At 70.9% G+C, this 24,933-nt stretch carries 27 protein-coding genes and 2 pseudogenes; 19 read left to right on the top strand and 10 right to left on the bottom strand.

What is annotated here, in order from left to right:
• The first annotated feature begins 1 nt into the window (after position 1).
• The 3 genes from HF999_RS17655 to HF999_RS17645 are packed head-to-tail and all read left to right on the top strand — an operon-like array spanning position 2 to position 2,964.
• Entirely contained in the window at positions 2-805 is an 804-nt protein-coding gene (locus HF999_RS17655) for a purine-nucleoside phosphorylase (protein ID WP_168547174.1), read from the top strand.
• Entirely contained in the window at positions 806-2,431 is a 1,626-nt protein-coding gene (locus tag HF999_RS17650) for a phospho-sugar mutase (protein WP_168547155.1), read from the top strand.
• Positions 2,428-2,964 (top strand): hypothetical protein, encoded by a 537-nt coding sequence (locus HF999_RS17645; protein WP_168547154.1) that lies wholly within the window; start codon positions 2,428-2,430, stop codon positions 2,962-2,964. Before HF999_RS17650 ends, HF999_RS17645 begins: the two co-directional genes overlap by 4 nt.
• Before the next feature lie 4 nt (positions 2,965-2,968).
• On the opposite strand, the gene upp is transcribed toward HF999_RS17645, so the two are convergent.
• Positions 2,969-3,598: a uracil phosphoribosyltransferase gene (gene upp, locus HF999_RS17640; RefSeq protein WP_168547153.1), complete on the bottom strand. Its 630-nt coding sequence runs from the start codon at positions 3,596-3,598 to the stop codon at positions 2,969-2,971.
• A 63-nt stretch (positions 3,599-3,661) separates the two neighbouring features.
• Here upp and HF999_RS22865 point away from each other — a divergent pair, with 63 nt between their 5' ends.
• From HF999_RS22865 to HF999_RS17620, 4 genes are read left to right on the top strand one after another with little or no spacing between them, the layout of a single operon-like run.
• Complete coding sequence (locus HF999_RS22865; protein WP_168547152.1) at positions 3,662-3,979, top strand: hypothetical protein; 318 nt, start codon at positions 3,662-3,664, stop codon at positions 3,977-3,979.
• Positions 3,976-5,166, top strand: a complete 1,191-nt coding sequence (locus tag HF999_RS17630; RefSeq protein WP_168547151.1) for a C40 family peptidase — start codon at positions 3,976-3,978, stop codon at positions 5,164-5,166. The genes HF999_RS22865 and HF999_RS17630 overlap by 4 nt, the downstream gene beginning before the upstream one ends.
• A gap of 19 nt (positions 5,167-5,185) precedes the next feature.
• Positions 5,186-5,332 (top strand): hypothetical protein, encoded by a 147-nt coding sequence (locus HF999_RS17625; protein ID WP_168547150.1) that lies wholly within the window; start codon positions 5,186-5,188, stop codon positions 5,330-5,332.
• Between the two features lie 18 nt (positions 5,333-5,350).
• On the top strand, positions 5,351-6,664 hold the full coding sequence (locus HF999_RS17620; protein ID WP_168547149.1) for a SatS C-terminal domain-containing protein: 1,314 nt from the start codon (positions 5,351-5,353) through the stop codon (positions 6,662-6,664).
• A 9-nt stretch (positions 6,665-6,673) separates the two neighbouring features.
• Here HF999_RS17620 and HF999_RS17615 read toward each other — a convergent pair whose 3' ends face one another.
• The 3 genes from HF999_RS17615 to HF999_RS17605 are packed head-to-tail and all read right to left on the bottom strand — an operon-like array spanning position 6,674 to position 9,746.
• A complete protein-coding gene (locus tag HF999_RS17615) occupies positions 6,674-7,792 on the bottom strand; it encodes an adenosine deaminase (protein ID WP_168547148.1) in 1,119 nt (372 codons plus the stop codon).
• Between the two features lie 9 nt (positions 7,793-7,801).
• On the bottom strand, positions 7,802-8,461 hold the full coding sequence (locus HF999_RS17610) for a response regulator (RefSeq protein WP_168547173.1): 660 nt from the start codon (positions 8,459-8,461) through the stop codon (positions 7,802-7,804).
• A gap of 25 nt (positions 8,462-8,486) precedes the next feature.
• Entirely contained in the window at positions 8,487-9,746 is a 1,260-nt protein-coding gene (locus HF999_RS17605) for a sensor histidine kinase (RefSeq protein ID WP_168547147.1), read from the bottom strand.
• A 100-nt stretch (positions 9,747-9,846) separates the two neighbouring features.
• Here HF999_RS17605 and HF999_RS17600 point away from each other — a divergent pair, with 100 nt between their 5' ends.
• A complete protein-coding gene (locus tag HF999_RS17600) occupies positions 9,847-10,782 on the top strand; it encodes a D-2-hydroxyacid dehydrogenase family protein (protein WP_168547146.1) in 936 nt (311 codons plus the stop codon).
• Here HF999_RS17600 and HF999_RS17595 read toward each other — a convergent pair whose 3' ends face one another.
• Together HF999_RS17595 and HF999_RS17590 are read right to left on the bottom strand one after the other, a co-directional pair.
• A complete protein-coding gene (locus tag HF999_RS17595; protein WP_168547145.1) occupies positions 10,783-12,084 on the bottom strand; it encodes a thymidine phosphorylase in 1,302 nt (433 codons plus the stop codon).
• Positions 12,081-12,482, bottom strand: coding sequence for a cytidine deaminase (locus tag HF999_RS17590; protein ID WP_168547144.1), 402 nt, complete (start codon positions 12,480-12,482; stop codon positions 12,081-12,083). Before HF999_RS17590 ends, HF999_RS17595 begins: the two co-directional genes overlap by 4 nt.
• 239 nt (positions 12,483-12,721) lie before the next feature.
• Between HF999_RS17590 and sdhC the strand changes: the two genes are divergently transcribed.
• The 4 genes from sdhC to HF999_RS17570 are packed head-to-tail and all read left to right on the top strand — an operon-like array spanning position 12,722 to position 16,137.
• Complete coding sequence (gene sdhC / locus HF999_RS17585; RefSeq protein ID WP_168547143.1) at positions 12,722-13,129, top strand: succinate dehydrogenase, cytochrome b556 subunit; 408 nt, start codon at positions 12,722-12,724, stop codon at positions 13,127-13,129.
• A gap of 12 nt (positions 13,130-13,141) precedes the next feature.
• Positions 13,142-13,594 (top strand): succinate dehydrogenase hydrophobic membrane anchor subunit, encoded by a 453-nt coding sequence (locus HF999_RS17580; RefSeq protein ID WP_068743580.1) that lies wholly within the window; start codon positions 13,142-13,144, stop codon positions 13,592-13,594.
• Between the two features lie 24 nt (positions 13,595-13,618).
• Positions 13,619-15,370, top strand: a complete 1,752-nt coding sequence (gene sdhA, locus HF999_RS17575) for a succinate dehydrogenase flavoprotein subunit (protein WP_168547142.1) — start codon at positions 13,619-13,621, stop codon at positions 15,368-15,370.
• The gene (locus HF999_RS17570) at positions 15,370-16,137 is read left to right on the top strand and encodes a succinate dehydrogenase iron-sulfur subunit (protein ID WP_168547141.1); all 768 of its coding nucleotides are present in this window, start codon (positions 15,370-15,372) and stop codon (positions 16,135-16,137) included. The genes sdhA and HF999_RS17570 overlap by 1 nt, the downstream gene beginning before the upstream one ends.
• A 164-nt stretch (positions 16,138-16,301) precedes the next feature.
• On the opposite strand, the gene HF999_RS17565 is transcribed toward HF999_RS17570, so the two are convergent.
• Entirely contained in the window at positions 16,302-16,805 is a 504-nt protein-coding gene (locus HF999_RS17565) for a carboxymuconolactone decarboxylase family protein (RefSeq protein WP_168547140.1), read from the bottom strand.
• 83 nt (positions 16,806-16,888) lie between these two features.
• Between HF999_RS17565 and HF999_RS17560 the strand changes: the two genes are divergently transcribed.
• The 6 genes and pseudogenes from HF999_RS17560 (at position 16,889) to HF999_RS17540 (ending at position 20,486) form a co-directional block, all read left to right on the top strand.
• Complete coding sequence (locus tag HF999_RS17560; protein ID WP_168547139.1) at positions 16,889-17,359, top strand: MarR family winged helix-turn-helix transcriptional regulator; 471 nt, start codon at positions 16,889-16,891, stop codon at positions 17,357-17,359.
• A 72-nt stretch (positions 17,360-17,431) separates the two neighbouring features.
• Positions 17,432-17,941, top strand: coding sequence for a histidine kinase (locus HF999_RS17555; protein WP_168547138.1), 510 nt, complete (start codon positions 17,432-17,434; stop codon positions 17,939-17,941).
• A 90-nt stretch (positions 17,942-18,031) separates the two neighbouring features.
• Positions 18,032-18,904: a DUF4097 family beta strand repeat-containing protein gene (locus tag HF999_RS17550; RefSeq protein WP_168547137.1), complete on the top strand. Its 873-nt coding sequence runs from the start codon at positions 18,032-18,034 to the stop codon at positions 18,902-18,904.
• A gap of 27 nt (positions 18,905-18,931) precedes the next feature.
• Positions 18,932-19,171 (top strand): annotated as a pseudogene (locus HF999_RS23075) (ATP-binding cassette domain-containing protein); the annotation flags it as partial.
• Positions 19,114-19,719: pseudogene (locus tag HF999_RS22855) on the top strand (ABC transporter ATP-binding protein); the annotation flags it as partial. The pseudogenes HF999_RS23075 and HF999_RS22855, both read left to right, overlap by 58 nt.
• On the top strand, positions 19,716-20,486 hold the full coding sequence (locus HF999_RS17540; protein ID WP_168547135.1) for an ABC transporter permease: 771 nt from the start codon (positions 19,716-19,718) through the stop codon (positions 20,484-20,486). The pseudogene HF999_RS22855 and the gene HF999_RS17540, both read left to right, overlap by 4 nt.
• A 12-nt stretch (positions 20,487-20,498) precedes the next feature.
• Here the strand turns inward: HF999_RS17540 and HF999_RS17535 are convergent, their stop codons facing one another.
• From HF999_RS17535 to HF999_RS17525, 3 genes are all read right to left on the bottom strand, one after another.
• The gene (locus tag HF999_RS17535; protein WP_168547133.1) at positions 20,499-21,998 is read right to left on the bottom strand and encodes a DHA2 family efflux MFS transporter permease subunit; all 1,500 of its coding nucleotides are present in this window, start codon (positions 21,996-21,998) and stop codon (positions 20,499-20,501) included.
• Positions 21,988-22,569, bottom strand: coding sequence for a PadR family transcriptional regulator (locus tag HF999_RS17530; protein ID WP_168547132.1), 582 nt, complete (start codon positions 22,567-22,569; stop codon positions 21,988-21,990). The genes HF999_RS17535 and HF999_RS17530 overlap by 11 nt, the downstream gene beginning before the upstream one ends.
• A gap of 160 nt (positions 22,570-22,729) precedes the next feature.
• Positions 22,730-23,602 (bottom strand): ferredoxin family protein, encoded by an 873-nt coding sequence (locus HF999_RS17525; protein ID WP_168547131.1) that lies wholly within the window; start codon positions 23,600-23,602, stop codon positions 22,730-22,732.
• Between the two features lie 32 nt (positions 23,603-23,634).
• On the opposite strand from HF999_RS17525, the gene HF999_RS17520 reads away from it, so the two are divergent.
• A complete protein-coding gene (locus tag HF999_RS17520; protein ID WP_168547130.1) occupies positions 23,635-24,933 on the top strand; it encodes a D-alanyl-D-alanine carboxypeptidase family protein in 1,299 nt (432 codons plus the stop codon).

Raw genomic sequence — 24,933 nt, 5'->3', positions numbered from 1 at the left:
CATCGACGATCCGTCCGCAGCGGCCCGCGAGGCCGCCGATGAACTCATCGCGGCGACCGGGGGGGAACGCTTCGACGTCGCCGTCGTCCTCGGCTCCGGCTGGGCCCCCGCGGCGGAGGCCCTCGCGGCCCGCGGGACCGAGGTGGGGACCGTCCCCATGGCGGAGTTGCCCCACTTCGCGCCGCCCAGCGCCGCGGGCCACAAGGGCACCGCGATCGCGCTCGTCGTGGGCGAGCGGCGGGTGCTGGTGCTGCTCGGCCGCACCCACGCCTACGAGGGCCACGACCTCTCCCGGGTGGTGCACCCGGTCCGCACCGCCTGCGCGGCGGGCGCGTCGACGGTGATCCTCACCAACGCCGCGGGCGGGCTGCGGGAGGGCATGAAAGTGGGCGAGCCCGTCCTGATCTCCGATCACCTGAACCTGACGGCGCGGTCCCCGCTGGTGGGCGCCCAGTTCGTCAACCTCGTGGACGCCTACTCGCCGGAGCTCCGCAGCCTCGCGAAGACGGTCGATCCGTCGCTGAGCGAGGGCGTCTACGCCGGCCTGCCCGGCCCGCACTACGAGACCCCGGCGGAGATCCGCATGCTGCGCACCCTGGGCGCCGACCTGGTGGGCATGTCCACGGTGCACGAGACCATCGCGGCCCGCGCGGAGGACGCCGCGGTGCTGGGCATCTCACTGGTGACCAACCTGGCCGCGGGCATCACCGGCGATCCGCTCAACCACGAGGAGGTCCTCGAGGCGGGACGCGAGGCGGCCACACGCATGGGCGGCCTCCTCGCCGATGTGATCGGGGCGATGTAGGTGGGCGCCGAACTCGCCGAACGGGTCCTCGCCTGGATCGACGCCGATCCCGACCCGGTCACCCGCGCCGAGCTCGACGCCCTCGACGCCGACGCGCTGGCGGAGCGGTTCGCCGCGCCGCTCTCGTTCGGGACCGCGGGGCTGCGCGGACCGGTGCGCGGCGGACCGTCGGGCATGAACGTGGCGGTCGTGACCCGCGCGACCTGGGCCCTCGGCGAGTGGCTGAAGGGCAGGTGCCTGGGTGGCGGCACCGTCGTGGTCGGGCGCGACGCGCGGCGCGGCTCCGAGGCCTTCTTCGCCGCGGCCACCGAGGTGCTCGCGGCGCAGGGCTTCGCGGTCGTCGCGCTGCCCGAGCCGGGCCCCACCCCGTGGGTGGCGTTCGCGACGCGGGCGCTCGGCGCGGTCGCCGGGGTGCAGATCACGGCGTCGCACAACCCGCCCGCCGACAACGGCTACAAGGTCTACCTCGACGGCGGCGCACAACTGGTCTCCCCCGCCGACGCGGAGATCGAGGAGCTGATCCGGACCGCGCCCGGCGCGAAGACCGTTCCCCGCACGGCGGTCCCCGTCGACCCGCGCGCGACCGAGGTGGTCGAGGACTACCTGCGCCGGGTGTCGGCGCTGCGTCCGGCCCCGGTGACGCCGCTCCGGATCGCCCTGACCCCGATGCACGGCGTCGGCGGGAAGGTCGCGGTGGAGGCACTGCGGCGCAGCGGTTTCCAGGACGTCCACGTGGTCGAGGAGCAGTTCGCCCCGGACGGCGAGTTCCCGACGGTGACCTTCCCCAACCCGGAGGAGCCCGGCGCGTCCGACCTGTTGCTCGCGCTCGCGGAACGGGTCGATGCCGACCTCGCGGTCGCGCTCGATCCGGACGCGGACCGATGCGCCCTCGGCGCGCGGTTCCCCGAGGGCTGGCGGATGCTCACCGGCGACGAGTCGGGCTCGCTGCTGGGCGCACACCTGCTCGACGAGCCGCTCGACGGCGCACCGTCGGAGCCGCTCGTGGCCACTACCATCGTCAGCTCCGAGCTGCTCGGCGCGATCGCCGAGGCGCACGGCGCGCGGTACGCACGGACCCTGACCGGCTTCAAGAACCTCGTCCGCGCCGGGGACGGGCTGGTCTTCGCGTACGAGGAGGCGCTCGGCCTGTGCGTCGATCCGTCGACGGTGCGCGACAAGGACGGCATCTCCGCCGCGGTCGTCGCAGCGGGCTACGCGGCGGGGCTCAAGGCCCGGGGCCGCGGCCTGCCCGACGCCCTCGACGAGCTCTACCGCCGGCACGGGGTGTACCTCACGAGCCAGTACGCGCTGCGCGTCGACGACGTGGCCCGGATCGCGGCGATCATGGCCGCACTGCGCAGCAACCCTCCCGTTGAAGTTGCAAACACGAGCGTGGGCTGTGAGGATCTTTTGACAGCTCGTCCCGCGACGGATGCGCTGGTGTTCCGCGGCGACGGCGTCCGGGTCACCGTGCGTCCCTCCGGAACCGAGCCGAAGGCGAAGTTCTACCTGGAGGTGATCGAGCCCGTGACGGACCCGAAGGACACGAGTGCCGCGCACGAGCGCGCCCGGCAGCGACTCGCGGCGGTGACGGACACCGTCCGGGAGTGGGCGGCCTTCGGGTGAGCCGACCCGTACGCCCGGCCGATCCCGCTCGCGGCCGGGTCATCGCGGTGTCCGTGATCGTGGGCGTGCTCATCGTGATCGCCGCGGCCGCCGGGGCCACCGCCTATGTCAGCGGCCAGCGACACTCCGCCGATCCGGCCCGCGGCCACGCGTCCGCGGCGGCACCGTCGGCCCCGGAGGGCTCCGGCGAGCAGTCGGGCGCGCCGACGGCCGCGCCGACGATCCCGGGCACGGACGCTCTGGGCTTCCTCGGAACCACGGCGCGCTGCGTCGACGGCGACCGACCGAAGATGATGGTGCTCACCGCGACCTCGCAGGCCGTCGTGTGCGACCACGCGGGAGCGTTGTACTACGCCGGCTGGCGCACCGACACGGGCTCCGGCACCAGGATCGACGGCGTCCTGCCCGCCGGCCCCGGCTGGGTGGCGCGGGCGCCCGACGCGACGATCAACATCACCCCGACCGGCCTGGTGATCAGCGCCGCGAACGGCGAATTCACCGAACCGGCAACAGGATTCTGGTCGGCGCCCTGACCGGTCAGGTCCAGCGCGGACCGAACTGACGATCCCCGGCGTCGCCGAGGCCCGGGACGATGTAGGCGTTCTCGTTCAGACCACGGTCGACGGTGGCCGTCACCAACCGGACGGGGTGCCCGCACTCCTCCAGCGCGCGGACGCCCTCCGGGGCGGCGACGACGCACACCGCGGTGACATCGGTGGCGCCGCGCTGCGCGAGCAGGCCGAGCGTCTCGACCATCGATCCGCCGGTCGCGAGCATCGGATCGAGGACGAACACGGGCCGATCCGTGAGGTCCGCGGGCAGCGACTCGAAGTAGGGCTCGGGGACGTGCGTCTCCTCGTTGCGGCCCATGCCGACGAAGCCCACCTGCGACTCGGGCAGCATCGCGTGCGCCTGGTCGACCATGCCCAGCCCGGCCCGCAACACGGGCACCAGCAGCGGCGGAGCGGCGAGGGCGGCACCGTCGGTCACCTCGAGCGGGGTGGTCACCGGGGTCGCGGCGACGGGTGCCCCGCGCATGGCCTCGTAGACCAGCATCTGCGTGAGCTCCTTGAGCGCGGCGCGGAACGACGCGTTGTCGGTGGCCTCCGCGCGCAACGCGGTGAGCCGGACGGCGGCCAGGGGGTGGTCGACCACGGTGATCTGCATGTCGTCAGCGTATCGGGAACCGAGCGGGCACCTGAGCCGTCCAATGATTGAGGGGGTATTGCGATGGAACCGTTCGAGATGACAGTGAGTGCGGTGACGGCGGCCGGCGGTGAACTGGGCGCTCTGGCCGCGACGGTGTCCGCCACGGCGGGGGCCGGGGCGGCGTCGGCGGCGGCGCTGACGCCGGTGTTCGGGGTGGTCGGGGGTGACTACCTGGCGGAGCTGCTCGGCGCGATCGGCTCCACCGACGCGGAGTTGGTCCGGCTGGCCGCGTTCTACGCGTCGGCGTCGGCGGGGGCGGCGCGCACGGCCGCCTCGGCGGTCGCGGTGGAGGCGGGCGGCGCGAGCGCCCTGCTCGGGCTGCTCGGCGGCGCGTCGTGAGCGGCATCGTCACGGTGCTGGCGGCGCCGCTGCGGGCGCTGCTCGACGCCTTCGGCACCGGCGACCTGAACGCCTCGGGAATCGACGCCGCGATCAAGGCCGTCGAGTCGGAACTGGCGCGGGTCGGCGCGCAGACCGCGGCGGCGCGGGTCACCGTCGGGAACGCGTGGACGGGCGAGGACGCGACGTCCGCGCAACGCACGATCGGCGACGGTGGCACCGTCGCGAGCGCGCTGTCGCAGCACACGGGCGCGCTGCGGCAGTCCGTGACCGTGGCCGCGGAGGCGGTGCGCAAGGGCCATGCCGAGCTCACGACGATCCTCGACTCCTTCGTGAGCAAGGGGGAGGCCGCGAACCCGACGCTGCTGAACCCGACCGGGTTGATCGCCGTGCTCACCCTCGCGGCGGATCATCTGCAGCAGGCGCTCGAGGTGCTGCGCCGGGTGCGCGGCGAGCTCGACGGCGAGTCCGGTGCCGTCACCGCGCTGGCGTCCGCGACCCCGACGGCGCCCGGCACCGTCGACGGTGGCGCCGCTACGACTCCCACCTCGACCTCGGCGTCGACGGTGCCCGCGGCCGCGACGCCGTCGGGCACCGGTGGAGGTGCGGGGTCCGGCGGAGGGACGGGCTCCGGCGGCTCGGGATCGTCCCCCTTCGGCGGGCTCGCCTCCGCGCTCACGGGGTCGGGTCGGGGCTCAGGTCGAGGCTCGGGCGGCGGGCGCGGCACCGGAGCGCAGACGGTGAGCGCCTCCCGCCGCGCCACGACAGCGACGGTGACCGCCGACGGCAAGGGCGGCTACGCCGTGCGACTGCCGAACGGCACGGTGGTGAAGGCGCCCAATGCCAAGGCCGCGGCGGCGGTGCAGGCGGCGCTGACGCAGCTCGGCGTGCCCTATCAGTGGGGCGGAACGACGCCGGGCGTGGGCCTGGACTGCAGCGGGTTCACCCAGTGGGCCTACCGGCAGGCCGGGATCGAGCTGCCGCGGCTCGCCGATCAGCAGGGCGTCGGCGCCTCGGTGAGCGCGTCGGACCTGCGTCCCGGCGACCTCGCGGTGTGGAGCGGCCACGTCGCCATGGTGGTGGGCAACGGACTCATGGTGGAAGCCGGCGACCCGGTCCAACTCTCCTCGATCCGCACCGACAACATCGGCCAGCAGTTCCACGGCTTCTTCCGGCCGACGGGGTAGCGATGATCTCCGCGACGCTGTGGCTGAGTACCGCGCCGTTCGTCGCTTGAATCTCGCGCAGATCGCCGCGAAGGCGGCGGTGCTGAACGGCCGCAAGCCCGATCCGCGGGCGCTGAAGGTGCTCAGGAAGCACTCGGATCCTCTGGCCGACGCCGAACCGGCGTAGTGCACTACGCTGGGCGCTATGGCGTCTGACATCGTCCCGATCGAGCTCGGCCTCACCGACGGCCCGGTGTACACCCTGTGGGCACCGCGGTGGCGTGACGGGGAGGACGAATGGGAGGCCTTCCTGGGCCTCGACGAGGACCTGTACGGCTTCTCGTCGGTCGCGGAGCTCGTCGCGTTCGTGCGCAGCGACAAGCCGAACGACCTCGACGACCACCCGGCGTGGGAGGCGCTCACCACGCTCCCCGCAGAGGCGTTCGTGCCGCGCGACGATCGCGGTTTCGACGTGATCTCCGTGCCCGAGCTGGCGGCCGAGGAGCCCACCCCGGAGGTGATCGCCGAGCTCGAGGACACCCTCGAGATCGTCGGCCTCATCGGCGAGGTGTGCGAGCTGATCGACGTCACCAAGTTCTTCAACGGCAACCCCGTGCTGGGTACCGTGCGCATCGGCACCCGCAACTTCGAGGGCCGTGAGGGCGCGGAGATGTGGCACAAGGTGGGCCAGATCATCAGCCGCAAGTGGGACGACGTGATCGACGCGATCGAGGGCGTCGTCAGCGCCCCGAAGGTCTCCGCCACGCTGACCGAGGCCGCCGAGGAGGAGCTCACGGCGGCCGACGAGAAGGCGGCCGCGCTGGCCGCCGACGCCGCGGACCTCGACGACGACCTGGACGACGTGCCCGGCCTGGACGCGGACGATCTCGACGAGGACGACGACGAGTTCGACGACGACGAGGCCGACGCCACGACCGACAGCGCGGAGGACGAGGAGTTCGAGGAGGACGACTCCTTCTGGGGCCAGGTCGGTATCGACCCCATCAAGATCATCACCTCGACCGGCGAGTACTACACGCTGCGCTGCTACCTGGACGACAATCCGATCTTCTTGGGCCGCAAGGGCAAGATCTTCGTCTTCGACTCGGAGGGCGCGCTGGCGCGGTACCTGGCCGACGACAACGACACCGACCTGTCCACCGTGTCCACGTACCAGGAGGTGCAGGTCGCGGCCACCGACGGCTCGCTGGAGGTGGAGGTCTACGACGACAACGTCTACGTGCTCCCCGGCATCAGCGAGGACATCGCCGACGGACCGCGCCGCATCGACCGCGACCAGCTCGACCTCGCGGTCGAGCTACTGCTCGACGCCGCCGACTTCGCCGACGACCCGTCGGTGCGGGATGCACTGCGCCCCACCACGCCGCTCGGCTTCTTCGTCTCCTACGCGCTCGACCCCCAGCCGCGCCGGCTGGCCCCGTCGGGCCCGTTCGACAACGAGGTGGAGGCCTGGCGGGCCATCGAGCACGACTTCGAGGACCGTCTCACCGCCAAGTGACGGGGCGAATCAGCCGATCAGCACGGCGAAGCCGGGCTTGATCGTCTCGTCGATGATCGCCAGCCGCTCGTCGAAGGGCAGGAACGCCGACTTCATCGCGTTGATCGTGAAGCGCTGCAGGTCGGTCCACCCGTAGCCGAAGGTCTCCACCAGTTTGAGCATCTCCTTGCTCATCGTGGTGTCGCTCATCAGCCGGTTGTCCGTGTTCACCGTGACGCGGAAGCGCAGCTGCGCCAGCAGGTCGAAGGGATGCTCCTCGAGCGAGGCGACTGCCCCGGTCTGGACATTGGAGCTCGGGCACATCTCCAACGGGATGCGGGCATCGCGCACGCGCGCGGCCACCCGTCCGAGCTGCGCGCCGGAGAAGTCGGCGGAGCCCGGCTCGACGCCGCTGATGTCGTCGACGATGCGCACGCCGTGGCCCAGTCGGTCGCAACCGCAGAAGGCCAATGCCTCGTGGATGGACGGCAGGCCGAAGGCCTCTCCCGCGTGAATGGTGAAGGGCGCCGAGTGGTCCCGCATGTACTCGAAGGCATCCAGGTGCCGGCTGGGCGGGAAACCGGCCTCGGCACCGGCGATGTCGAAGCCCACCGCCCCGCGGTCGCGCCAGCGCACCGTCAGCTCCGCGATCTCCCGCGAGCGCGCCGCATGCCGCATGGCGGTCACCAGGCAGCGCACGACGATCGGGCGACCGGCGGTGCGCGCCGCGGACTCGCCGGAGGCGAAGCCGGCCAGCACGGCCTCCATCACCTCGTCGAGCGAGAGCCCGCGCTGCAGGTGCTGCTCGGGGGCGAATCGCACCTCCGCGTAGACCACTCCGTCGGCGGCCAGGTCCTCGGCGCACTCGCGTGCCACCCGTGCCAGCGCCTCGGGCGTCTGCATCACGCCGACGGTGTGCTCGAAGGTCTCGAGGTACTTCACGAGCGAGCCGGAGTCCGCGGCATCGCGGAACCACGCGGCCAGCTCGGGCTCGGTGGCGGCGGGCAGGTTCGCGTAGCCGGTCTCGGCGGCCAGCTCGAGGACGGTGGCGGGCCGCAGCCCGCCGTCGAGGTGGTCGTGCAGCAGCACCTTGGGGGCGCGCTTGAGGGAGGCCAGGTCGATGGGGGTGGGTCCAACGGGATTCGCCATACGGCAACGCTACCGGCTACCCGCCCGTAGCACCCCGCGATGCCCGCGCTCCGCGAGATAGGTCAGGATCGCGCGGACTCGGCGGTTCCCCTCCTCGGGCGGCAGGTCGAGCTTGGCGAGGATGTTGGCCACGTGCTTGGCGACGGCGGCGTCGGAGACCACCAGGGTCGCAGCGATTTCGGAGTTGCTCCGCCCCTCCGCCATGAGCGCGAGCACCTCCCCCTCCCGGGGCGTGAGCCGGTCGAGCACCGTCGGGGTGAACAGCTTGGACACGACCTCCGGGTCGACCACGACGCCCCCGGAGGCGACGGTGTCGAGCGCACGCAGGAAGTCGTCGACCCGCCCCACCCGCTCCTTGAGCAGGTAGCCCACGCCGCCTCCGGAGTCGAGGAGGCGTCGGGCGTACGCGGCAGCCACGTACTGCGAGAGCACCAGTACGGGCAGGCCCGCCCGCGATGTCCGCAGCTCGAGTGCAGCCCGCAGGCCGTCGTCCCCGTGGCCCGGCGGCATCCGCACATCCGTCGCCACCAGGTCGACGGTGCCCGGATCGATCGCCCGCAGCGCGTCGGCGTCACCGAGCAGGCCGACCACCTCGTGGCCGGCCCGTTCGACGATCCGCTGCAACCCCTCCGCGAGGAGGACTGAGTCTTCGGCGATCACGATCCGCATCATTTCGAGCCGCATCCAGAGCAGGCTACGACACGGCCTTCGCCCAGTAGACCGTGGTGGGCCCTCCCGGCGGACTGAGCACCGTCAGGGTCGCGCCGATCGCCTCGGCCCGCTCGATGAGCCCCGCCAGGCCGGTCCCGCGCGCGGGATCGGCACCCCCGGCACCGTCGTCCATGACGGTCATCGAGACGCCCAGGACACCCGCCGCGAAGGTGATCCAGACCTGGCGTGCACGGCCGTGCTTGATCGCATTGGTCACGGCCTCGCTGGCGGTGTAGTACATCGCCTGCTCGATCTCGGCGGGCAGCCTGCGCCCGGGCTCCCATCCCTCGCCGGCCTGCACATCCACGCGGATCGCCCCGCCGAGCTCGGTGCACGCGGCCTCGACTCCGGCGTCGTCGAGCACCTGCGGGTGTACGCCGCGGACGGTGTCCCGCAGGCCCGCCATCGCGCGCTCGAGCCGCGCCTGCGCCTCGACGACCTGCGACCGCACCGCATCGTCGGAGTCGACGGGCAGGCTCTGCTGCAGCTCGCCGAGCTGCAGCGACAGGCTCGCCAGGTCCTGCTGCGGCCCATCGTGCAGGTTCCGTTCGATCCGGCGGCGCTCGCCCTCGAAGGAGTCCACCAGCACGCCGCGCGAGGTCTCCAGCGCGTTGACGCGACGCTGCAGCTCCTCCTCGGTGGGGCTGAGCAACAGGCGCGCGGTGGCGGCCTGCGCCGCGGAGACCGCGTACGTGACGTACAGCCCGACCGCGCAGATGACGAGTCCGACGATCGCCCAGAAGGTCCGGCTGATCACGCCGTCGACCGCGGTGCCCAGCACGTCGATCTCCTCGGCGAACAGCGGGCCGAACACCAGGATCAGGCCCACTGTCCAGGCGACCGAGGCGCCGAGGAAGACGATCGGCGTGAGCGCCGCGAGCAGCAGGGAGTACGCGACCTCCCGCCACGTCGCCCGCTCGCCGATCCGGGCGCCCGCGCGGGTCGACAGGTTCCCGGTCACGGGCGGGTGGGGATCGCCGATCGCCGGCACGTCGAGCCAGGTGACGCGCAGCCGCTCCAGCTTCGCCAGCCCGTAGGACCATGCCGGTGCGAAGGGCAGCAGCACGATCACGGCGTACAGGAAGAACACCACCCAGCCGATGACCATCGACACGATGAAGTACGCCAGCCCGCGCCACGGCGCGGACGTGGTGAGGAAACGAAGGGGATCACGCAGCGGCGCGGCGAGCGATGCGGTCGGCTGCGCGGGGCGCGCCGGGGACGGGGTCACGTGGTCGATCATGCCGTAGACGGTAGGGCCGGTGCCCCTGCCGAGTCCCGGGCGCGGGCGCGAGAATCCGGGGTGGTGCGGGCACTACCCCGCGCAGGGTTAACGTCGTCTCATGCGCATCGCGATCCTCGACGACTACCAGGACGTCTCCCGCCGCTACGGCGACTTCTCCGGGCTCGACGTCACCGTGTTCACCGAGCCGCTGACCGACGTCCCCGGCCAGTTGGCCGGGTTCGACGGTGTCGTCGCGATGCGCGAGCGCACCCGCTTCCCCGCCGAGGTGCTGCGCGCCCTGCCGCGCCTACGACTCCTGGTGTCGACGGGGCGCCGCAACGCCGCCATCGACCTCGCCACCGCATCCGAGCTGGGGATCACGGTGTGCCACACCGACTATCGTCCCGCCGCAGCCGCCGAGCACACCTGGGCACTGATCCTCGGGGCACTGCGGCACCTCCCGGAGGAGGAGGCGAACATCCGGGCCGGGCGCTGGCAGAGCACCGTCGGGAAGGAACTGTACGAGAGCACCATCGGCATCGTCGGGCTGGGCGGGCTCGGGCGCCGCGTGGCGCGCGTCGCGAGCGCCTTCCGCATGGAGATCATCGCCTGGTCCAGCAACATCGACGCCGACCGCGCCGCGGAGGTCGGAGCGACGGCGGTGAGCAAGGAGGAGCTGTTCGAGCGCGCCGACGTGGTCACGATCCACTACGTGCTCTCCGAACGCTCGCGCGGCATCGTCGGCGCCGCCGACATCGCCCGGATGAAGCCGGGCGCACTGCTGGTCAACACCTCCCGGGCCGGCGTCCTGGACACGCCTGCCGCGGCCGCCGCCGCGCGCCGGGGCGACATCCGGCTGGCGCTCGACGTGTTCGACACCGAGCCCCTGCCCGCGGACGATCCGCTGCGGGACCTGCCGAACTCGGTGCTCACCGGGCACGTCGGCTACGTGACCGAGCAGCAGTACCGCGCCTTCTACGCCGACGCGGCCGAGGACATCCGCGCGTACCTCGCGGGCGCCCCCGTCCGCGTCATGAATCCGCCCGGGGCCTGATCAGACGGCCGTCACCCGGTCCAGCACCAGGGAGCCGCGCGGCGCCGTCGTTCCGCCGATGGTGGCGGCACCGTCGAGCGCGGCGAGCGCACCGTCGAACTTCTCCGGGGTGTCGGTGTGCAGGGTGAACAGGGGCTCCCCCGCACGGACCTCGTCGCCGAGCCCGGCGTGCCAGGTGACGCCCGCGCCGGCCTGCACCGGCTCGCCCTGCCGTTCGCGCCCCGCGCCCAGGCGCCAGGCCGCGACGCCGACGCCCATCGCGTCGAGGCCGGTCAGCACGCCGGATGCGGGCGCGGCGACGGTGCGCGTGTGCGCCGCGACGGGCAGCGGCGCGTCCGGGTCGCCGCCCTGGGCCGCGATCATCGCGCGCCAGCTGTCCATCGCGCGACCGTTCGCGAGGTGCTCGGCCGGGTCGGCGTCGACGCCCGCGAGGGCCAGCATCTCCCGGGCGAGCGCCAGCGTCAGTTCCACGACGTCCGACGGTCCGCCGCCGGCGAGGATCTCGAGCGACTCGGCGACCTCGAGTCCGTTGCCCGCGCTGCGGCCGAGCGGCGTGGACATGTCGGTGAGCAGCGCGACCGTCCGCACGCCCGAGTCGTGGCCCAGCGCGACCATCGTCTCGGCGAGCTCACGCGCCTGCTCCCGGGTCTTCATGAACGCGCCCTTGCCGACCTTGACGTCGAGCACGAGCGAGGCCGTGCCCTCGGCGATCTTCTTGCTCATGATCGAGCTGGCGATGAGCGGGATCGCCTCGACGGTGCTGGTGACATCGCGCAGGGCGTAGAGCTTCTTGTCGGCGGGGGCGAGTCCGGATCCGGCAGCGCAGATGACGCCGCCGACCTTCTCCAGCTGGTCGAACATCTGCTCGTTGGTCAGGTCGGCGCGCCAGCCCGCGATGGCCTCGAGCTTGTCCAGCGTGCCGCCGGTGTGGCCGAGCCCGCGGCCCGACAGCTGCGGGACGGCGACGCCGTAGGACGCGACCAGCGGGGTGAGGGGAAGGGTGATCTTGTCGCCGACACCGCCGGTGGAGTGCTTGTCGGTCGTCGCCAGCGGGGCGCCGTCGCGGCGCAGGCCGGAGAAGTCCATCCGTTCGCCGGTACCGATCATCGCGGCGGTCCACCGGGCGATCTCGCGGCGATCCATCCCGCGCAGGAAGATCGCCATCGCCAGCGCCGACATCTGGTAATCGGCCACCACTCCCGTCGTGAACCCGTTGATCACCCAATCGATCTGGCCGTCGGACAGCGCCTTGCCGTCGCGCTTGGCGGCGATGATGGAGACGGCGTCGTACACCTCGGTCATCGTGCTACCTCTTCCATGTCGTCGGGCCCGAACGCGTCGGGCAGGAGCCGGCTCAGCGGCACCGGTCCGGAGCGGTGATCGATGAGCAGGTCGCCGCCGCCGTGCTCGTAGAGCAGTTGGCGGCAGCGACCGCACGGGAGCAGGACGTCCCCGTTGGCGTTCGTACACGCGAACGCGACGAGACGCCCGCCGCCGGTGCTGTGGAGCGCGCCCACGAGTCCGCATTCGGCGCAGAGCGTCAACCCGTATGAGACATTCTCCACATTGCAACCGGCAACGATACGGCCGTCGTCGACGAGTGCGGCGGCACCGACGGGATAGTTCGAATAGGGCGCGTAGGCATTCCCCATGGCCTCGACGGCGGTGTGCCGCAAAGCCTCCCAGTCGATGTCGGGCACTGCCGATCACTCCCCTTCCGGGCCTTGTTGAATCTCGATCAATTTTGGTCAGGCATACCTAACTGAATCCCTTCGGGCCCAACGGATCGGGACCGTGGTTTCGATTCCACATTCCCGTGGGTTTAAGGTCAAGGCGTGGGTTCAGGTATACGTCGCGACTAACGTCGGCGCGAGGGCTCAATGTCCCGCGTCGACCGGACTTCCGGCGTATCCAACAACGATGTCGAAGGCAGGGCTCGATGAGCAGTACTACCGAGGTGGCGGCCGCCGAGGAGCCGCGCCGCGTCTCCGTCTACAAGGGCGATCCGGGCATGTTGAACTGGGTGCTGCACCGCATCAGCGGCGTCACCATCTTCTTCTTCCTGTTCGTCCACGTGCTCGACACCGCGGTGATCCGCGTCGACCCCACGGCCTACGACAAGGTCATCGAGACCTACAAGACCCCGATCATCGGCCTACTCGAGATCGGTCTCGTCATGGCCATTCTGTTCCACGCCCTCAACGGCGTCCGGGTGATCCTCGTCGATTTCTGGAGCAAGGGCGTGCAGTACCAGAAGGCGATGTCCATCGTCGTGTGGACCGTCTTCCTGCTCACCGGCGCCGGAATGGCCGCGCGCCTGCTCTACATCATGATCTCGCACGGGTAGGGGCAACGACAGATGACTACAGCGAACGAACCCAAGCTCGCCAAGACCCTCATGAAGCAGTACGACCGGCCCGCGTCGCTCGACGCGCCGCGCTCGCCGCACCGCCCCGCGGGCAACAACTTCGAGAAGTGGGCGTGGCTGTTCATGCGCTTCTCGGGCGTGGCCCTGCTCGTGCTCGTCTTCGGGCACGTCTTCATCATGCTGGCCATCGACAACGGCGTGCACCGCATCGACGCGGCCTTCGTCGCGAAGCGGTGGGCCAGCCCCTACTGGCAGGTCTGGGACATCACGATGCTGTGGCTCGCACAGCTGCACGGCGGCAACGGCCTCCGCGTGATCATCGATGACTACGCCCGCAAGGACCGCACCCGGTTCTGGCTCAAGACGCTACTGGCTCTGTCGATGATCCTCGTGGTCGTCCTCGGCACCTACGCGCTGCTCACCTTCAATACGGCTACCAACTAGCGCGCGAGAGGACTCACCCGCATCATGCAGGAACATCGTTACGACGTGGTGATCATCGGTGCCGGCGGCGCCGGTATGCGCGCGGCCATCGAGGCCGGCCCTCGCGCCCGCACCGCCGTGCTCACCAAGCTCTACCCCACCCGCTCCCACACCGGCGCGGCGCAGGGCGGCATGTGCGCCTCCCTCGCCAACGTCGAGGAGGACAACTGGGAGTGGCACACCTTCGACACGGTCAAGGGCGGCGACTACATCGTCGACCAGGACGCCGCGGAGATCATGGCCAAGGAGGCCATCGACGCGGTGCTCGACCTGGAGAAGATGGGCCTGCCCTTCAACCGCACGCCCGAGGGCAAGATCGACCAGCGCCGGTTCGGCGGCCACACGCGCGATCACGGTAAGGCGCCCGTGCGCCGCGCCTGCTACGCCGCGGACCGCACCGGCCACATGATCCTCCAGACCCTGTACCAGAACTGCGTCAAGCACGACGTGGAGTTCTACAACGAGTTCTACGTGCTCGACATCGCACTGACGGAGACCGCGGACGGCCCCGTCGCCACCGGCGCCGTCGCGTACGAGCTGGCCACCGGCGAGCTGCACGTCTTCCACGCCAAGGCGATCATCTTCGCCACCGGCGGCTCGGGGCGCATGTACAAGACCACCTCGAACGCGCACACCCTGACCGGCGACGGCATGGGCATCGTCTTCCGCAAGGGTCTGCCCCTGGAGGACATGGAGTTCCACCAGTTCCATCCGACGGGCCTCGCGGGCCTGGGCATCCTCATCACCGAGGGCGTGCGCGGCGAGGGCGGCATCCTCCGCAATGTCGACGGTGAGCGGTTCATGGAGCGCTACGCGCCCACCATCAAGGACCTCGCTCCGCGCGACATCGTCGCCCGCTCGATGGTGCTCGAGGTGCTCGAAGGCCGCGGCGCCGGGCCGAACAAGGACTACGTCTACCTGGATGTCACGCACATCCCGGAGGAGACCTTGATGGCCAAACTGCCGGACATCATGGAGTTCTCGCGCACCTACCTCGGCGTCGACCCCGTCACCGAGCTGGTGCCCGTGTACCCCACCTGCCACTACGTGATGGGCGGCATCCCCACCAACATCCACGGTGAGGTGCTGCGCGACAACGAGCACGTCGTCCCCGGCCTGTACGCCGCGGGCGAGTGCGCGTGCGTGTCCGTGCACGGCGCCAACCGCCTGGGCACCAACTCGCTGCTCGACATCAACGTCTTCGGCCGTCGTTCCGGCATCGCCGCGGCGGAGTACGCCAAGACGCACGACTTCGTGCCGCTGCCCGAGAACCCGGCCGACATGGTCGAGAAGTGGGTCGCGTCGATGCTCAGCGACCACGGCAACGAGAACGTCATGGCGATCCGCACCGAGCTGCAGCAGACGATGGACAACAACGCCGCCGTCTTCCGCACCGAGAAGACCCTGACGCAGGCCCTCGACGACGTCCGCGCCCTCAAGAAGCGGTACGAGCACGTCACCGTGACCGACAAGGGCACGCGTTTCAACAGCGACCTGCTCGAGGCCATCGAGCTCGGCTTCCTGCTCGAGCTGGCCGAGGTCACCGTCGTGGGCGCGCTGAACCGCAAGGAGACCCGCGGCGGCCACGCCCGCGAGGACTACCCGACGCGCGACGACGTGAACTTCATGGTGCACACCATGGCGTACAAGGAGGGCGAGGGCCTGGAGGCCGGGATCCGTCTCGACACCAAGCCCGTCGTGCAGACCCGCTACGAGCCGATGGAGCGTAAGTACTGATGACCGCCGCAGTTGACACCCCCGCTTCCGTGCAGCCGCCGGTCCCGCCCGGCTCCACGATGGTCACGATCAAGGTCTACCGGTTCAACCCGGAGGATCCCGACGCGGCCGGCTGGCAGAGCTACCGGGTTCCCGCGCTCCCCTCGGACCGCTTCCTGAACCTGCTCCTGTACATCAAGGGCTACCTCGACGGCACCCTCACCTTCCGTCGCTCCTGCGCCCACGGCGTGTGCGGCTCCGACGCCATGCGCATCAACGGCGTCAACCGCCTCGCGTGCAAGATGCTCATGAAGGACTTCCTGCACGGCGACAAGGACGTCACCATCACGGTCGAGCCGATCCGCGGCCTGCCCGTCGAGAAGGACCTCATCGTCGACATGGAGCCCTTCTTCGACGCCTTCCGCGCCGTGAAGCCCTTCCTGATGACCTCGGGCAACGAGCCGACCCGCGAGCGCATCCAGTCCCCCACGGACCGCGCCCGCTTCGACGACACCACCAAGTGCATCCTCTGCGCCTGCTGCACCACCAGCTGCCCGGTGTACTGGATGGACGGCTCGTACTTCGGCCCCGCCGCGATCGTGAACGCGCACCGCTTCATCTTCGACAGCCGCGACGAGGGCGCTGCCGAGCGCCTCGAGATCCTCAACGGCGTCGACGGTGTGTGGCGCTGCCGCACCACCTTCAACTGCACCGACGCGTGCCCCCGCGGCATCCAGGTGACGAAGGCCATCCAGGAGGTCAAGCGCGCCCTCCTGTTCAGCCGCTAGAACCTTTACTGCAGCCCGGAACACCCCGGACCTCACTCGAGGTCCGGGGTGTTTCTCTTTCGACGAGGGGCGCCCCGTCCCCGCGAACCCGATCGACGACGGGCTCCTGCGCGGTGAGCTCGCCTTCGGAGCGGACGACGCCTTCACCTCCTGGGCCCGGCCTTTCAGGCGCCGACGAGCCGGTTCGCGAAGGTCGAGACGGTGTACACACCGACGCCGAACACGACCTCCAGCGCGTTGCGTGGAGTGAATCCCGCGTCGAAGAACTCCTGGAGTTCCGAATCCTCCACCCGCCCGGCACCGTCGAACAACCGCCCGACGAGGACGAGGGCCGCCGCGACGGCCGCATCGCTCGGACTCACCCCGGAGGCGATATCGTGCGCGACGTCCGCGCGGTTCATCCGGACCAATTCCGCAGCATGAATCCGGACGCACACCTCGCAGCCGTTCCGGTGAGCGACTGCAAGGATCACCGCCTCCCGCACGCACGCCGGCAAGGACACCGCCTCGAACGCCGCGCTCGCCGCGAGGAAACCGTTGAGCAGCGCCGGCGACTCCGCCTGCAATGCGGCGGCGCGCGGAACTCCGCCGAACTTCGCACGGATCGCCTCAAGCGCCGGGCGGGACTCCGGCGGCGCTGTGTCGACCGTGTGCACCGTGAACTTCATGACCACTCTCCTTTTAGACAACTTAGTTGACGATTTCCGGTCACGATACAGTCAGTCAGGTTGACGAAACAAGGGGCGATGCGATGTCGAGACCGGGCTACGAGCTACCACTCCTCCTACTCAGCGGTTTCCGTGCGGCGGTCGACGAGGCGCACCGCATCCTGGCCGAGCAAGGCTTCCCTGAGGCTCGCCCCCGCGACGGTTTCGCGATGCAGGCCGTCGGCCACGGGTCGACCGCACGCGAGATCGCCGCAACACTCGGAGTCTCGAAGCAGGCTGCGGCAAAGACGATCACCAGGCTCGTCGACCTGAACTACGTCCGCGTCGACCACGACCCCGACGACGGTCGACGACGGCTCGTCACGCCCACCACACATGGACGCGCGATGCTCCACGCGAGCGCAATGGCGTTCCACGCCGTCCGCGACACATGGGCACAGCGGATCGGCACCAGCAGGCTCGACGCCATGCTCGACGATCTGGCATCGCTGACAGCATCACCAATCCGCCTCGACACCCTGGCGGCACTGAGCGAAGATGCGGCTGACCAGTGAGGAAGCACAGAGCGGTCATGTGACACCACTCCGCCCTTGACGTGACACCACAGTGGTGTCATAGTCGACGTCATGGACATCACGCCCTTCGTCAGCGACCTCCAGCGCCGGCTCATCGCCGCGGCCGAGCGCGATTTCGCCGATGCCGGGGACAACGGCGTCGATGACGCCACCGCGAGCGCGGAGCGGCTCGCCTCGAGCCTGGAAGCCGCCGTCCGGCTGGTCCTGCTCGACGCGCTCTCCGCAGCCGCGGCCGAGATCACGCGCGACCTGGCGCCGGGCTCCGTCGACCTGCGCCTGCGCAGCCGCGAGGTGGACTTCGTGGTCGCCGCGCCGCGCGCGGAACCGGACGAGGCCGCCCCCTCCGGCGGCGTCGAGTTCGACGACGCCAGCACCTCCCGTACCACCCTGCGCCTGCCCGATGCGCTCAAGACCCAGGTCGATCAGTCCGCGGCCGCGGAGGGCGTGTCGGTCAACACGTGGCTGGTGCGCGCCGTCGCGGCGGCGCTCGCTCCCCGCAAGAAACGATCCGCGCAACGCGCGCTCCGCACCGGCGACGACTTCGCCGGCTGGGCGCGCTGACCGCTCCCCCGACACCTCCAACCGAACAGCTCGACGCACACCCCGCGCCCACGCGGGGTCGACCGAGCGCACCCATCGAAAGGTCCCCACGTGCCGATCTTCCCCACCCCCGATCCCATCGACCTCGCCGTCGACCTGCAGGTCGGCGACATCGAGGTCATCGCGACCGACCGCACCGACACCGTCGTCACGGTCGCGCCGAGCTCCCCCACCAAGGCCGCGGACCGGCGCGGCGCCGAGGCCGTCCGCGTGGAGTTCGACGGTACCCGGCTCGTCATCATCGGCCCGAAGCCGAGATTCGGGCTCATGAGCTTCATCGGGGCCTCCGAATCCGTCGACATCACCGTCGAGCTGCCGTCCGGCTCCCGGTTCACGGTGGAGAGCGCCGTCGGCGGCATTCGCACCGAGGGCGGACTGGCCGCCACGCGGGTCAAGGCGAGCACGGGCACCGTCGAGCTCGCGACGACGGGTGACCTGTGGCTGCGTGCGGGCCACGGCAATGTCACGGCCGGCGCGGTCGAGGGCTCCGCCGAGATCACCGCCGACCACGGGCGGATCCGCATCGCGTCCATCGCCGGCGACGCATTGCTCAAGGCCTCGCACGGCAGCGTCCGCATCGAGGAGACGCACGGCGTCGTCGAGGCGAACCTGTCCTACGGCGACCTCGAGATCGACCGCGCCCTCTCATCCGTCGCGGCGAGAACCGCGTACGGCGCGATCACCCTCGCCGAGGTCTCGGGCGGCGTCATCGACCTCGAGAGCAGCTACGGACGGCTCACCGTCGGTGTTGCGGAGGGGATTCCGGCGTGGCTCGACCTGTCCTCCAAGGAGGGACGCGTGCGCAACCACCTCGAGGAGGGCCTGGCGGACGCGGGCGATCCGGCCACGGGGCCGGTGGGCGAGCACGTCGCCGTCCGCGCCCGGGCCACGTTCGGCGACATCGACATCCGGCGCGCTCGCTGAGCGCACATCCCCCGTCAGGAGAACACCATGATCACGACCACCACCGCGGCCATCCGGGTCCGTGGCATCGAGAAGGGCTACGGCGACCTGCCGGTGCTCCGCGGGGTCGACTTCGATGTCGCCCCCGGCAGCGTCTTCGCGCTGCTCGGCGCCAACGGCGCGGGCAAGACCACCCTGGTCCGCATTCTGTCCACCCTGCTGCGTCCCGACGCGGGCAGCGCCACCGTGCACGGCTACGAGGTCGCCGCCGAGCCGCAGCGGGTCCGCGAATCCATCAGCCTCACGGGGCAGTTCGCCGCAGTCGACGAGATCCTCACGGCCGGGAGAACCTCGTGCTCGTGGCGCGGCTGCGGCACCAGGGCGACCCCGGCACCGTCGCCGACGATCTCCTGGAACGGTTCCGCCTGACCGACGCGGGCGGGCGCCGCGTCGGCACCTACTCGGGCGGCATGCGACGCCGCCTCGACATCGCCATGAGCCTCATCGGCGACCCCGCGGTGATCTTTCTCGACGAGCCCACCACCGGCCTGGATCCGGAGGCTCGGATCGACGTCTGGTCGATCGTGAAAGACCTCGCGGCGCAGGGCACGACGATTCTGTTGACCACGCAGTACCTCGAGGAGGCCGAGCAACTGGCGGACCGGATCGCCGTCCTGCGCGACGGCCGGATCGTCGCGAACGGCACCCTCGCCGAACTCAAGCGACTGCTGCCGGCGGCGAAGGTCGAGTACGTCGAGAAGCAGCCCTCGCTCGAGGAGATCTTCCTCGCCCTCACCGGATCCCGTACCGACCCCACCACGGAGGACCGATCATGACCACCTACGCCGTCTCCGACACCTCTGCGCTGCTGGGCCGATCACTGCGGCACATCACCCGCAGCGCCGACACGATCATCACCACCGCGATCACGCCGATCGCGATGATGCTGCTGTTCGTCTACGTCTTCGGCGGGGCGATCAAGGGCAGCACCGGCGGCACGAACTACGTCGACTACCTGCTGCCCGGAATCCTGTTGATGGCCATCGCATCCGGCATCGCGTACACGGCGCTGCGATTGTTCAACGACATGCAGGGCGGCATCTTCGAACGCTTCCAGTCGATGCCGATCGCGCGGTCATCGGTGCTCTGGGCGCACGTTCTGACGTCGATGGTCTCCAACGCGATCACCGTCGTGATCATCCTCGGTGTCGGCCTGCTCATGGGCTTCCGCTCCTCGGCGGGCCCGCTCGCCTGGCTCGGCGTCGCCGGGATCCTGGCGCTGTTCACGATGGCGCTCACCTGGATCGCGGTCGCGGTCGGGCTGACGGCGAAGTCGGTGGACGGCGCGACCGGGTTCTCGTACCCGCTCATCTTCCTGCCCTTCATCAGCTCCGCGTTCGTCCCGACCGCCACGATGCCCGGGCCGGTGCGCGCGTTCGCGGAGCACCAGCCCGTCACGTCGATCGTCAACACGATCTCCGCCCTGCTCGCGCAACGCCCCGTCGACGGTGCCGAGCTCGCCTCCGCGCTCGCCTGGAGCGCGGGCATCCTGGTCGTCGCCTACGGCGCCGCGATGCTCGCGTACCGTCGCCGGATCCGCTGAGCCGAGCGGCCTTCAGCGCTTCTGATGCGTGGGCGTCGCGAAGAACTGCACCATCACGAAGGCCACGACGAGTGCGGCTGCGGGCAGGATGATCGTCGAGCCCATCGCGTCGGCGAACGGGCCGCGGAGGAACTCGGGCAGCACGCCGGTGGACACCGTTCCGCCGGCGCCCGCGTGTCCGGTGGCGGCGGAGAACTTCTCCTCGATCTGGTGCTGCATGAGCACGCCGACCGCAGCACTGCCGAGCACCGCGCCCACCTGGCGGGTCATGTTGTAGACCCCCGAGCCGGCGCCGGCGAGCTGCAAGGGCAGGTTCCGGTTCGCCGTGGCGGCGAGCGGCCCCCAGATGAACGCGTTACCGACGCCCATCAGCGCGATCGGCAGCAGGATGCCGATCACCGGCGTGGTGTCGTGGGCGACGAGCGCCAGCCAGAACAACGCGACCGCGTTGGCCACGAAGCCGAATCCGGTGAGGTAGCGCGGGTGCACCTTGTCGGCCAGCTTGCCCGACGGTGCCGCCAGCGCGCCCGAGAGGACGGCGAGCGGGATCAGCAGCAGCGCGGATCGGGTGGGCGACAGGCCCATCGACTTCTGCGCGAACAGCATCAGCGGGATCGACATGCCCGTCACCGAGAAGCCCATGCACGCGATCGCGGCGTTGGCGATCGAGAAGTTGCGGTCCTTGAACAGCGTGAGCGACATGAGCGGCTCGACGGCCCTGGACTGCCACCACACGAAGGCCGCCAACAGGATCACGCCCGCGGCGATCAGCGTCCAGATCAGCGCGGACCAATGCTGATTCTGCCCCTCCTGGAGCCCGAAGGTCAGCAGGAACAGACCGACGGCGCTGAGCGTGATGCCCGGGAAGTCCAGCTTGTGCTTGTGCGTGGGCAGATTCGGCACCAGGATCACGGCGGCGATGAAAGCCGCGATGCCGACGGGCACGTTGACGAAGAAGATCCACTCCCAGCCCAGCCGGTCGACGAGCACGCCGCCCGCCAGCGGGCCGACGAGGATCGCGACGCCCGCCACGGACCCCCACAGCGCCATCGCGGTGCCGCGCTTGGCCGCCGGGAAGGTCCGGGTGATCACGGCCATCGTCTGCGGCGTCATCAGGGCGGCGCCCAAGCCCTGCACCACGCGGGCCGCGATGAGCATCCCGATCGTGCCGGACAGGCCGCACCATGCCGACGACAGCGTGAAGATCGTCAGGCCCACGAGATAGAGGCGCTTGGGGCCGAACATGTCACCGAGGCGGCCGGCCAGCAGCAGCGGCACCACGTACGCCAGCAGGTAGGCGCTGGTCACCCAGATGACGGCGTTGATGTTCTTGCCCTGCGTGAGATCGACCCAGATCGCGTCGGTCGCCACCGAGACGATCGTGGAGTCGACGAGGATCATGAAGAAGCCCACGACCAGCGCCCAGAGGGCGGGCCAGGGGCGGTAGCCGGAGGGGAGCCCGGGCAGCGCGCCCGGGTCGTAGTGCGGTGCCGTGGTGGCGTCATTCGCCATGACAGGGGGCCTTCCATTCGAGGGTGTCGTCGTCGAGTCGTTCGACGGTGCGCCGCAGCCAGTCCGCCTCTGCGGCGCGCATCGTGATGAGGTAGTCGAGATCGAGCAGGTGGACCTCGAGGGTCCGCGTGAGCGCGCGGGCCAGGCCGTCCCGCATGACCTGCAGGTCGCTGTCGACCCGGTCGAGCCGGGCGCGGAGCAGGTCCACGACGGTGTCCCGGTCCAGGTTGTGCGCCTCGGCCACCGCCAGCGGGAAGGCGGGGTACTCCTCGGCGGGCCTGGCCAACATGTCGGCGACGGTGGCGTGCAACCGTTCCCGGCCCGCGGCGGTGATCGCGTAGGTGGTGCGCTCGGGCCGGTTGCCGTCGCGCTCGGTGCCGACGGCGTCGACCATTCCGTCCTCGGCCAGCCGGTTCACCGCGTGGTAGAGCGAGCCGGCCCGGAGCTTGACCACGAGGTCCTCGCGCCGGTCGACCATCGTGGTGAACATCTCGTAGGGGTGCATGTCCCGCTCGGCGAGCAGCGCCAGCGCGGCGATCGCCAGCGGAGTCAGTGCCCGTTCCCGCGCCATCTCCCACCTCCGATCCGTGCGCTCGGCGGCAACACTACGCCGCGATTACTCCAGATGGAATATTGCATCGCGGGGTATCCGCCCAAACCGGGCGGAACCGCTCCATGACTCCGCTCACATCACGCGAGCGTCGACGTGACCACTCTCGCGGGTATCGGTGTCAGTTCCCGTCCTCATGCAGGCCGGAGACGCGCCAGGCCCGCGCGGGCGAGGGCTTCTTGCCGCACGACATCATCCGCGGCGGCAGGTCCTCGGCCGCGACCGTCATCGACCACGCACGCCCGTCCTCGTGCCGGACGGTGACCGCGTGGACCCCGGCGGACGGCGCACCGTCGGACATGGTGCGCAGGACCTCGGGCCCGACGGGACCGAGGAGCCCACGGACGGCGACCTCCGCGGCCTGCTCGGCCGGCGGGATCGATGAGCGGCCGCGCAGCCCGGAGGTCGAGACCTCTCCCCCGCGCGCGGCGTCGAGGGCCGCCGCGGCCTGAGCGCCGGACACGCGACCGTAGGTGTAGCCGGTGGGCAGCACGATCACCACGGGGGCGAACCGATGACCGCCGGTGTGCGAGCACTCCCACACCACCGGCTCGGGGTAGCGGTCGGCGAGTTCGGCGGCGATCGGCCGGCCGAGGACGGCGCAGCACACATCGCGCTTGCCGTTGGTGCACACGAGCGCGATCGGCCCCGCGGGCGCGCCCGCGGCCGGGTCGTCGACGGGCAGGCCCGGGATCTCGGCGTAGTCGGCGACCGTGAACATCCGCAGCGAACTCCGGCCCGGCACCGAGTCGGCGACGAACACCCGGCGCGGGCCGGTCCCGCCCGCGCGGCCGGGCCGGTGAATCAGCAGCACCCGCAGAGCGCGTTCCTCGGCGAACCGCTCGATGGCCTCCCCCACCTCCGGAGCGAAGGTTCCGCCGGAGAACGGATCGCGGCCCCAGCCGGATTCGTTCTCGATGCAGAGCCAGCCCGTCTCCGTCGACGCGGTGCCGGGGAGCGGCTCGTCCGTGAAACTCGAACAACGCTCCGTCATACCGCCACCGTAGCGGACTACCATGAGCCGCGATGATCGCGCGCGCCCTCAGAACCGCAGCCGTCGTCGGCCTACTCGGTGCGCTCGCCGCCGCACCGGCCGGCGCGACGCCCGCTCCCGCACCGTCGCCCACTCCCGGGCCGGCGGTGGCCACGCTGGTGACCGACGCCTGCCCGCACAAACACGTCCCGCCGCCCGCCGTCGACGCCTCCGAGGTGCCCAAGCCCGGCGCGCCCACGCCTGCTCCGCTCGCCGTTCCGGAACCGCCCATCGGTGGCGCGAAGCTGGGCGGGTGCGGCCTCGTCGTGCCCGACGGTGCGCCGCCCGCCCCGCCCGGCATCGACTCCGCGGGCTGGCTCGTCGCCGACGCCACCGACGGGACCGTGATCGCCGCGAAGGATCCGCACGGCCGGTACCGCCCGGCGAGCACGATCAAGCTGCTGCTGGCCCAGGTCGTGCTCCGCGACCTCGAACTCGACACCGTCGTCGAGGGGACCGCGGAGGACGCCGCGCAGGAGGGCGACGCCGCCGGCGTCTCCCCCGGCGGCCGGTACACCGTCAAGGACCTGCTCGAGGGCCTGCTGCTGATCTCGGGCAACGACGCCGCACATGCGCTTGCGCGGCAGCTCGGCGGCGTGGACGCCGCGGTGGCGAAGATGAACACGTTGGCGGCCGAGCTCGGCGCGCACGACACGCGGGCCGCGACCCCGTCGGGCCTGGACGCCCCCGGCATGAGCACCAGCCCGTACGACCTCGCCCTCATTCTGCGGGCGGCCCTCCGGGACAAGCGGTTCGTGCAGATCGCCGCGACCCCGCAGATCGTCTTCCCCGGTCACCCGCCGGTGCCCACGACCGAGCCGCCCGCTCCCCTACCTCCGGGTGCGAGCGCGGCGCCGGCACCGACATCCGTTGCGCCCTACCCGATCCTGAACGAGAACCGGCTGCTCACCGACTTCCCCGGCGCCGTCGCCGGCAAGAACGGTTACACCGACGACGCGAAGAAGACCTTCGCCGGTGCCGTCGACCGGGATGGTCATCGCTATGTCATCGTCCAGATGTTCGGTCTCACCCACACGGGGAACACCTACTGGGACCAGTACCGCCGCCTGCTCGACTACGGCATCGCGCTGCGCGGGAAGTCCGTGGGCACCCTCGTCGACGCGGCGGGATCCGGTGCGCCGGACCATCACCCCGACGCGGGACCCGACGCGATCGTCGAGAGCGGACCGTCGGGCATGGGCAACGGGACCCGACTGCTGATCGGCCTGGGCGGCCTCGCGGTCATCGCGGTACTCGTCGGTGCGGCCATGCGCACGAACCGGGGCCGCTGA

Origin of the sequence: Tsukamurella spumae, assembly GCF_012396015.1 — a bacterium.
GTDB lineage: Bacteria > Actinomycetota > Actinomycetes > Mycobacteriales > Mycobacteriaceae > Tsukamurella > Tsukamurella spumae.
This window is presented reverse-complemented; position numbering and strand designations above follow the sequence as displayed.

What these genes read in the sequence shown, in the direction of transcription:
- upp (WP_168547153.1), bottom strand. Translation starts at nt 3,598, where the DNA reads ATGCAGATCACCGTGGTCGACCACCCCCTGGCCGCCGTCCGGCTCACC.
- HF999_RS17525 (WP_168547131.1), bottom strand. Translation starts at nt 23,602, where the DNA reads ATGACGGAGCGTTGTTCGAGTTTCACGGACGAGCCGCTCCCCGGCACC.
- HF999_RS17565 (WP_168547140.1), bottom strand. Translation starts at nt 16,805, where the DNA reads ATGAAGTTCACGGTGCACACGGTCGACACAGCGCCGCCGGAGTCCCGC.
- HF999_RS17595 (WP_168547145.1), bottom strand. Translation starts at nt 12,084, where the DNA reads ATGACCGAGGTGTACGACGCCGTCTCCATCATCGCCGCCAAGCGCGAC.
- HF999_RS17530 (WP_168547132.1), bottom strand. Translation starts at nt 22,569, where the DNA reads ATGGCGCGGGAACGGGCACTGACTCCGCTGGCGATCGCCGCGCTGGCG.
- HF999_RS17535 (WP_168547133.1), bottom strand. Translation starts at nt 21,998, where the DNA reads ATGGCGAATGACGCCACCACGGCACCGCACTACGACCCGGGCGCGCTG.
- HF999_RS17570 (WP_168547141.1), top strand. Translation starts at nt 15,370, where the DNA reads ATGACCGCCGCAGTTGACACCCCCGCTTCCGTGCAGCCGCCGGTCCCG.
- HF999_RS17615 (WP_168547148.1), bottom strand. Translation starts at nt 7,792, where the DNA reads ATGGCGAATCCCGTTGGACCCACCCCCATCGACCTGGCCTCCCTCAAG.
- sdhC (WP_168547143.1), top strand. Translation starts at nt 12,722, where the DNA reads ATGAGCAGTACTACCGAGGTGGCGGCCGCCGAGGAGCCGCGCCGCGTC.
- HF999_RS17605 (WP_168547147.1), bottom strand. Translation starts at nt 9,746, where the DNA reads ATGATCGACCACGTGACCCCGTCCCCGGCGCGCCCCGCGCAGCCGACC.
- HF999_RS17620 (WP_168547149.1), top strand. Translation starts at nt 5,351, where the DNA reads ATGGCGTCTGACATCGTCCCGATCGAGCTCGGCCTCACCGACGGCCCG.
- HF999_RS17580 (WP_068743580.1), top strand. Translation starts at nt 13,142, where the DNA reads ATGACTACAGCGAACGAACCCAAGCTCGCCAAGACCCTCATGAAGCAG.
- HF999_RS17610 (WP_168547173.1), bottom strand. Translation starts at nt 8,461, where the DNA reads ATGCGGATCGTGATCGCCGAAGACTCAGTCCTCCTCGCGGAGGGGTTG.
- HF999_RS22865 (WP_168547152.1), top strand. Translation starts at nt 3,662, where the DNA reads ATGGAACCGTTCGAGATGACAGTGAGTGCGGTGACGGCGGCCGGCGGT.
- HF999_RS17560 (WP_168547139.1), top strand. Translation starts at nt 16,889, where the DNA reads ATGTCGAGACCGGGCTACGAGCTACCACTCCTCCTACTCAGCGGTTTC.
- HF999_RS17600 (WP_168547146.1), top strand. Translation starts at nt 9,847, where the DNA reads ATGCGCATCGCGATCCTCGACGACTACCAGGACGTCTCCCGCCGCTAC.
- HF999_RS17540 (WP_168547135.1), top strand. Translation starts at nt 19,716, where the DNA reads ATGACCACCTACGCCGTCTCCGACACCTCTGCGCTGCTGGGCCGATCA.
- HF999_RS17555 (WP_168547138.1), top strand. Translation starts at nt 17,432, where the DNA reads ATGGACATCACGCCCTTCGTCAGCGACCTCCAGCGCCGGCTCATCGCC.
- sdhA (WP_168547142.1), top strand. Translation starts at nt 13,619, where the DNA reads ATGCAGGAACATCGTTACGACGTGGTGATCATCGGTGCCGGCGGCGCC.
- HF999_RS17520 (WP_168547130.1), top strand. Translation starts at nt 23,635, where the DNA reads ATGATCGCGCGCGCCCTCAGAACCGCAGCCGTCGTCGGCCTACTCGGT.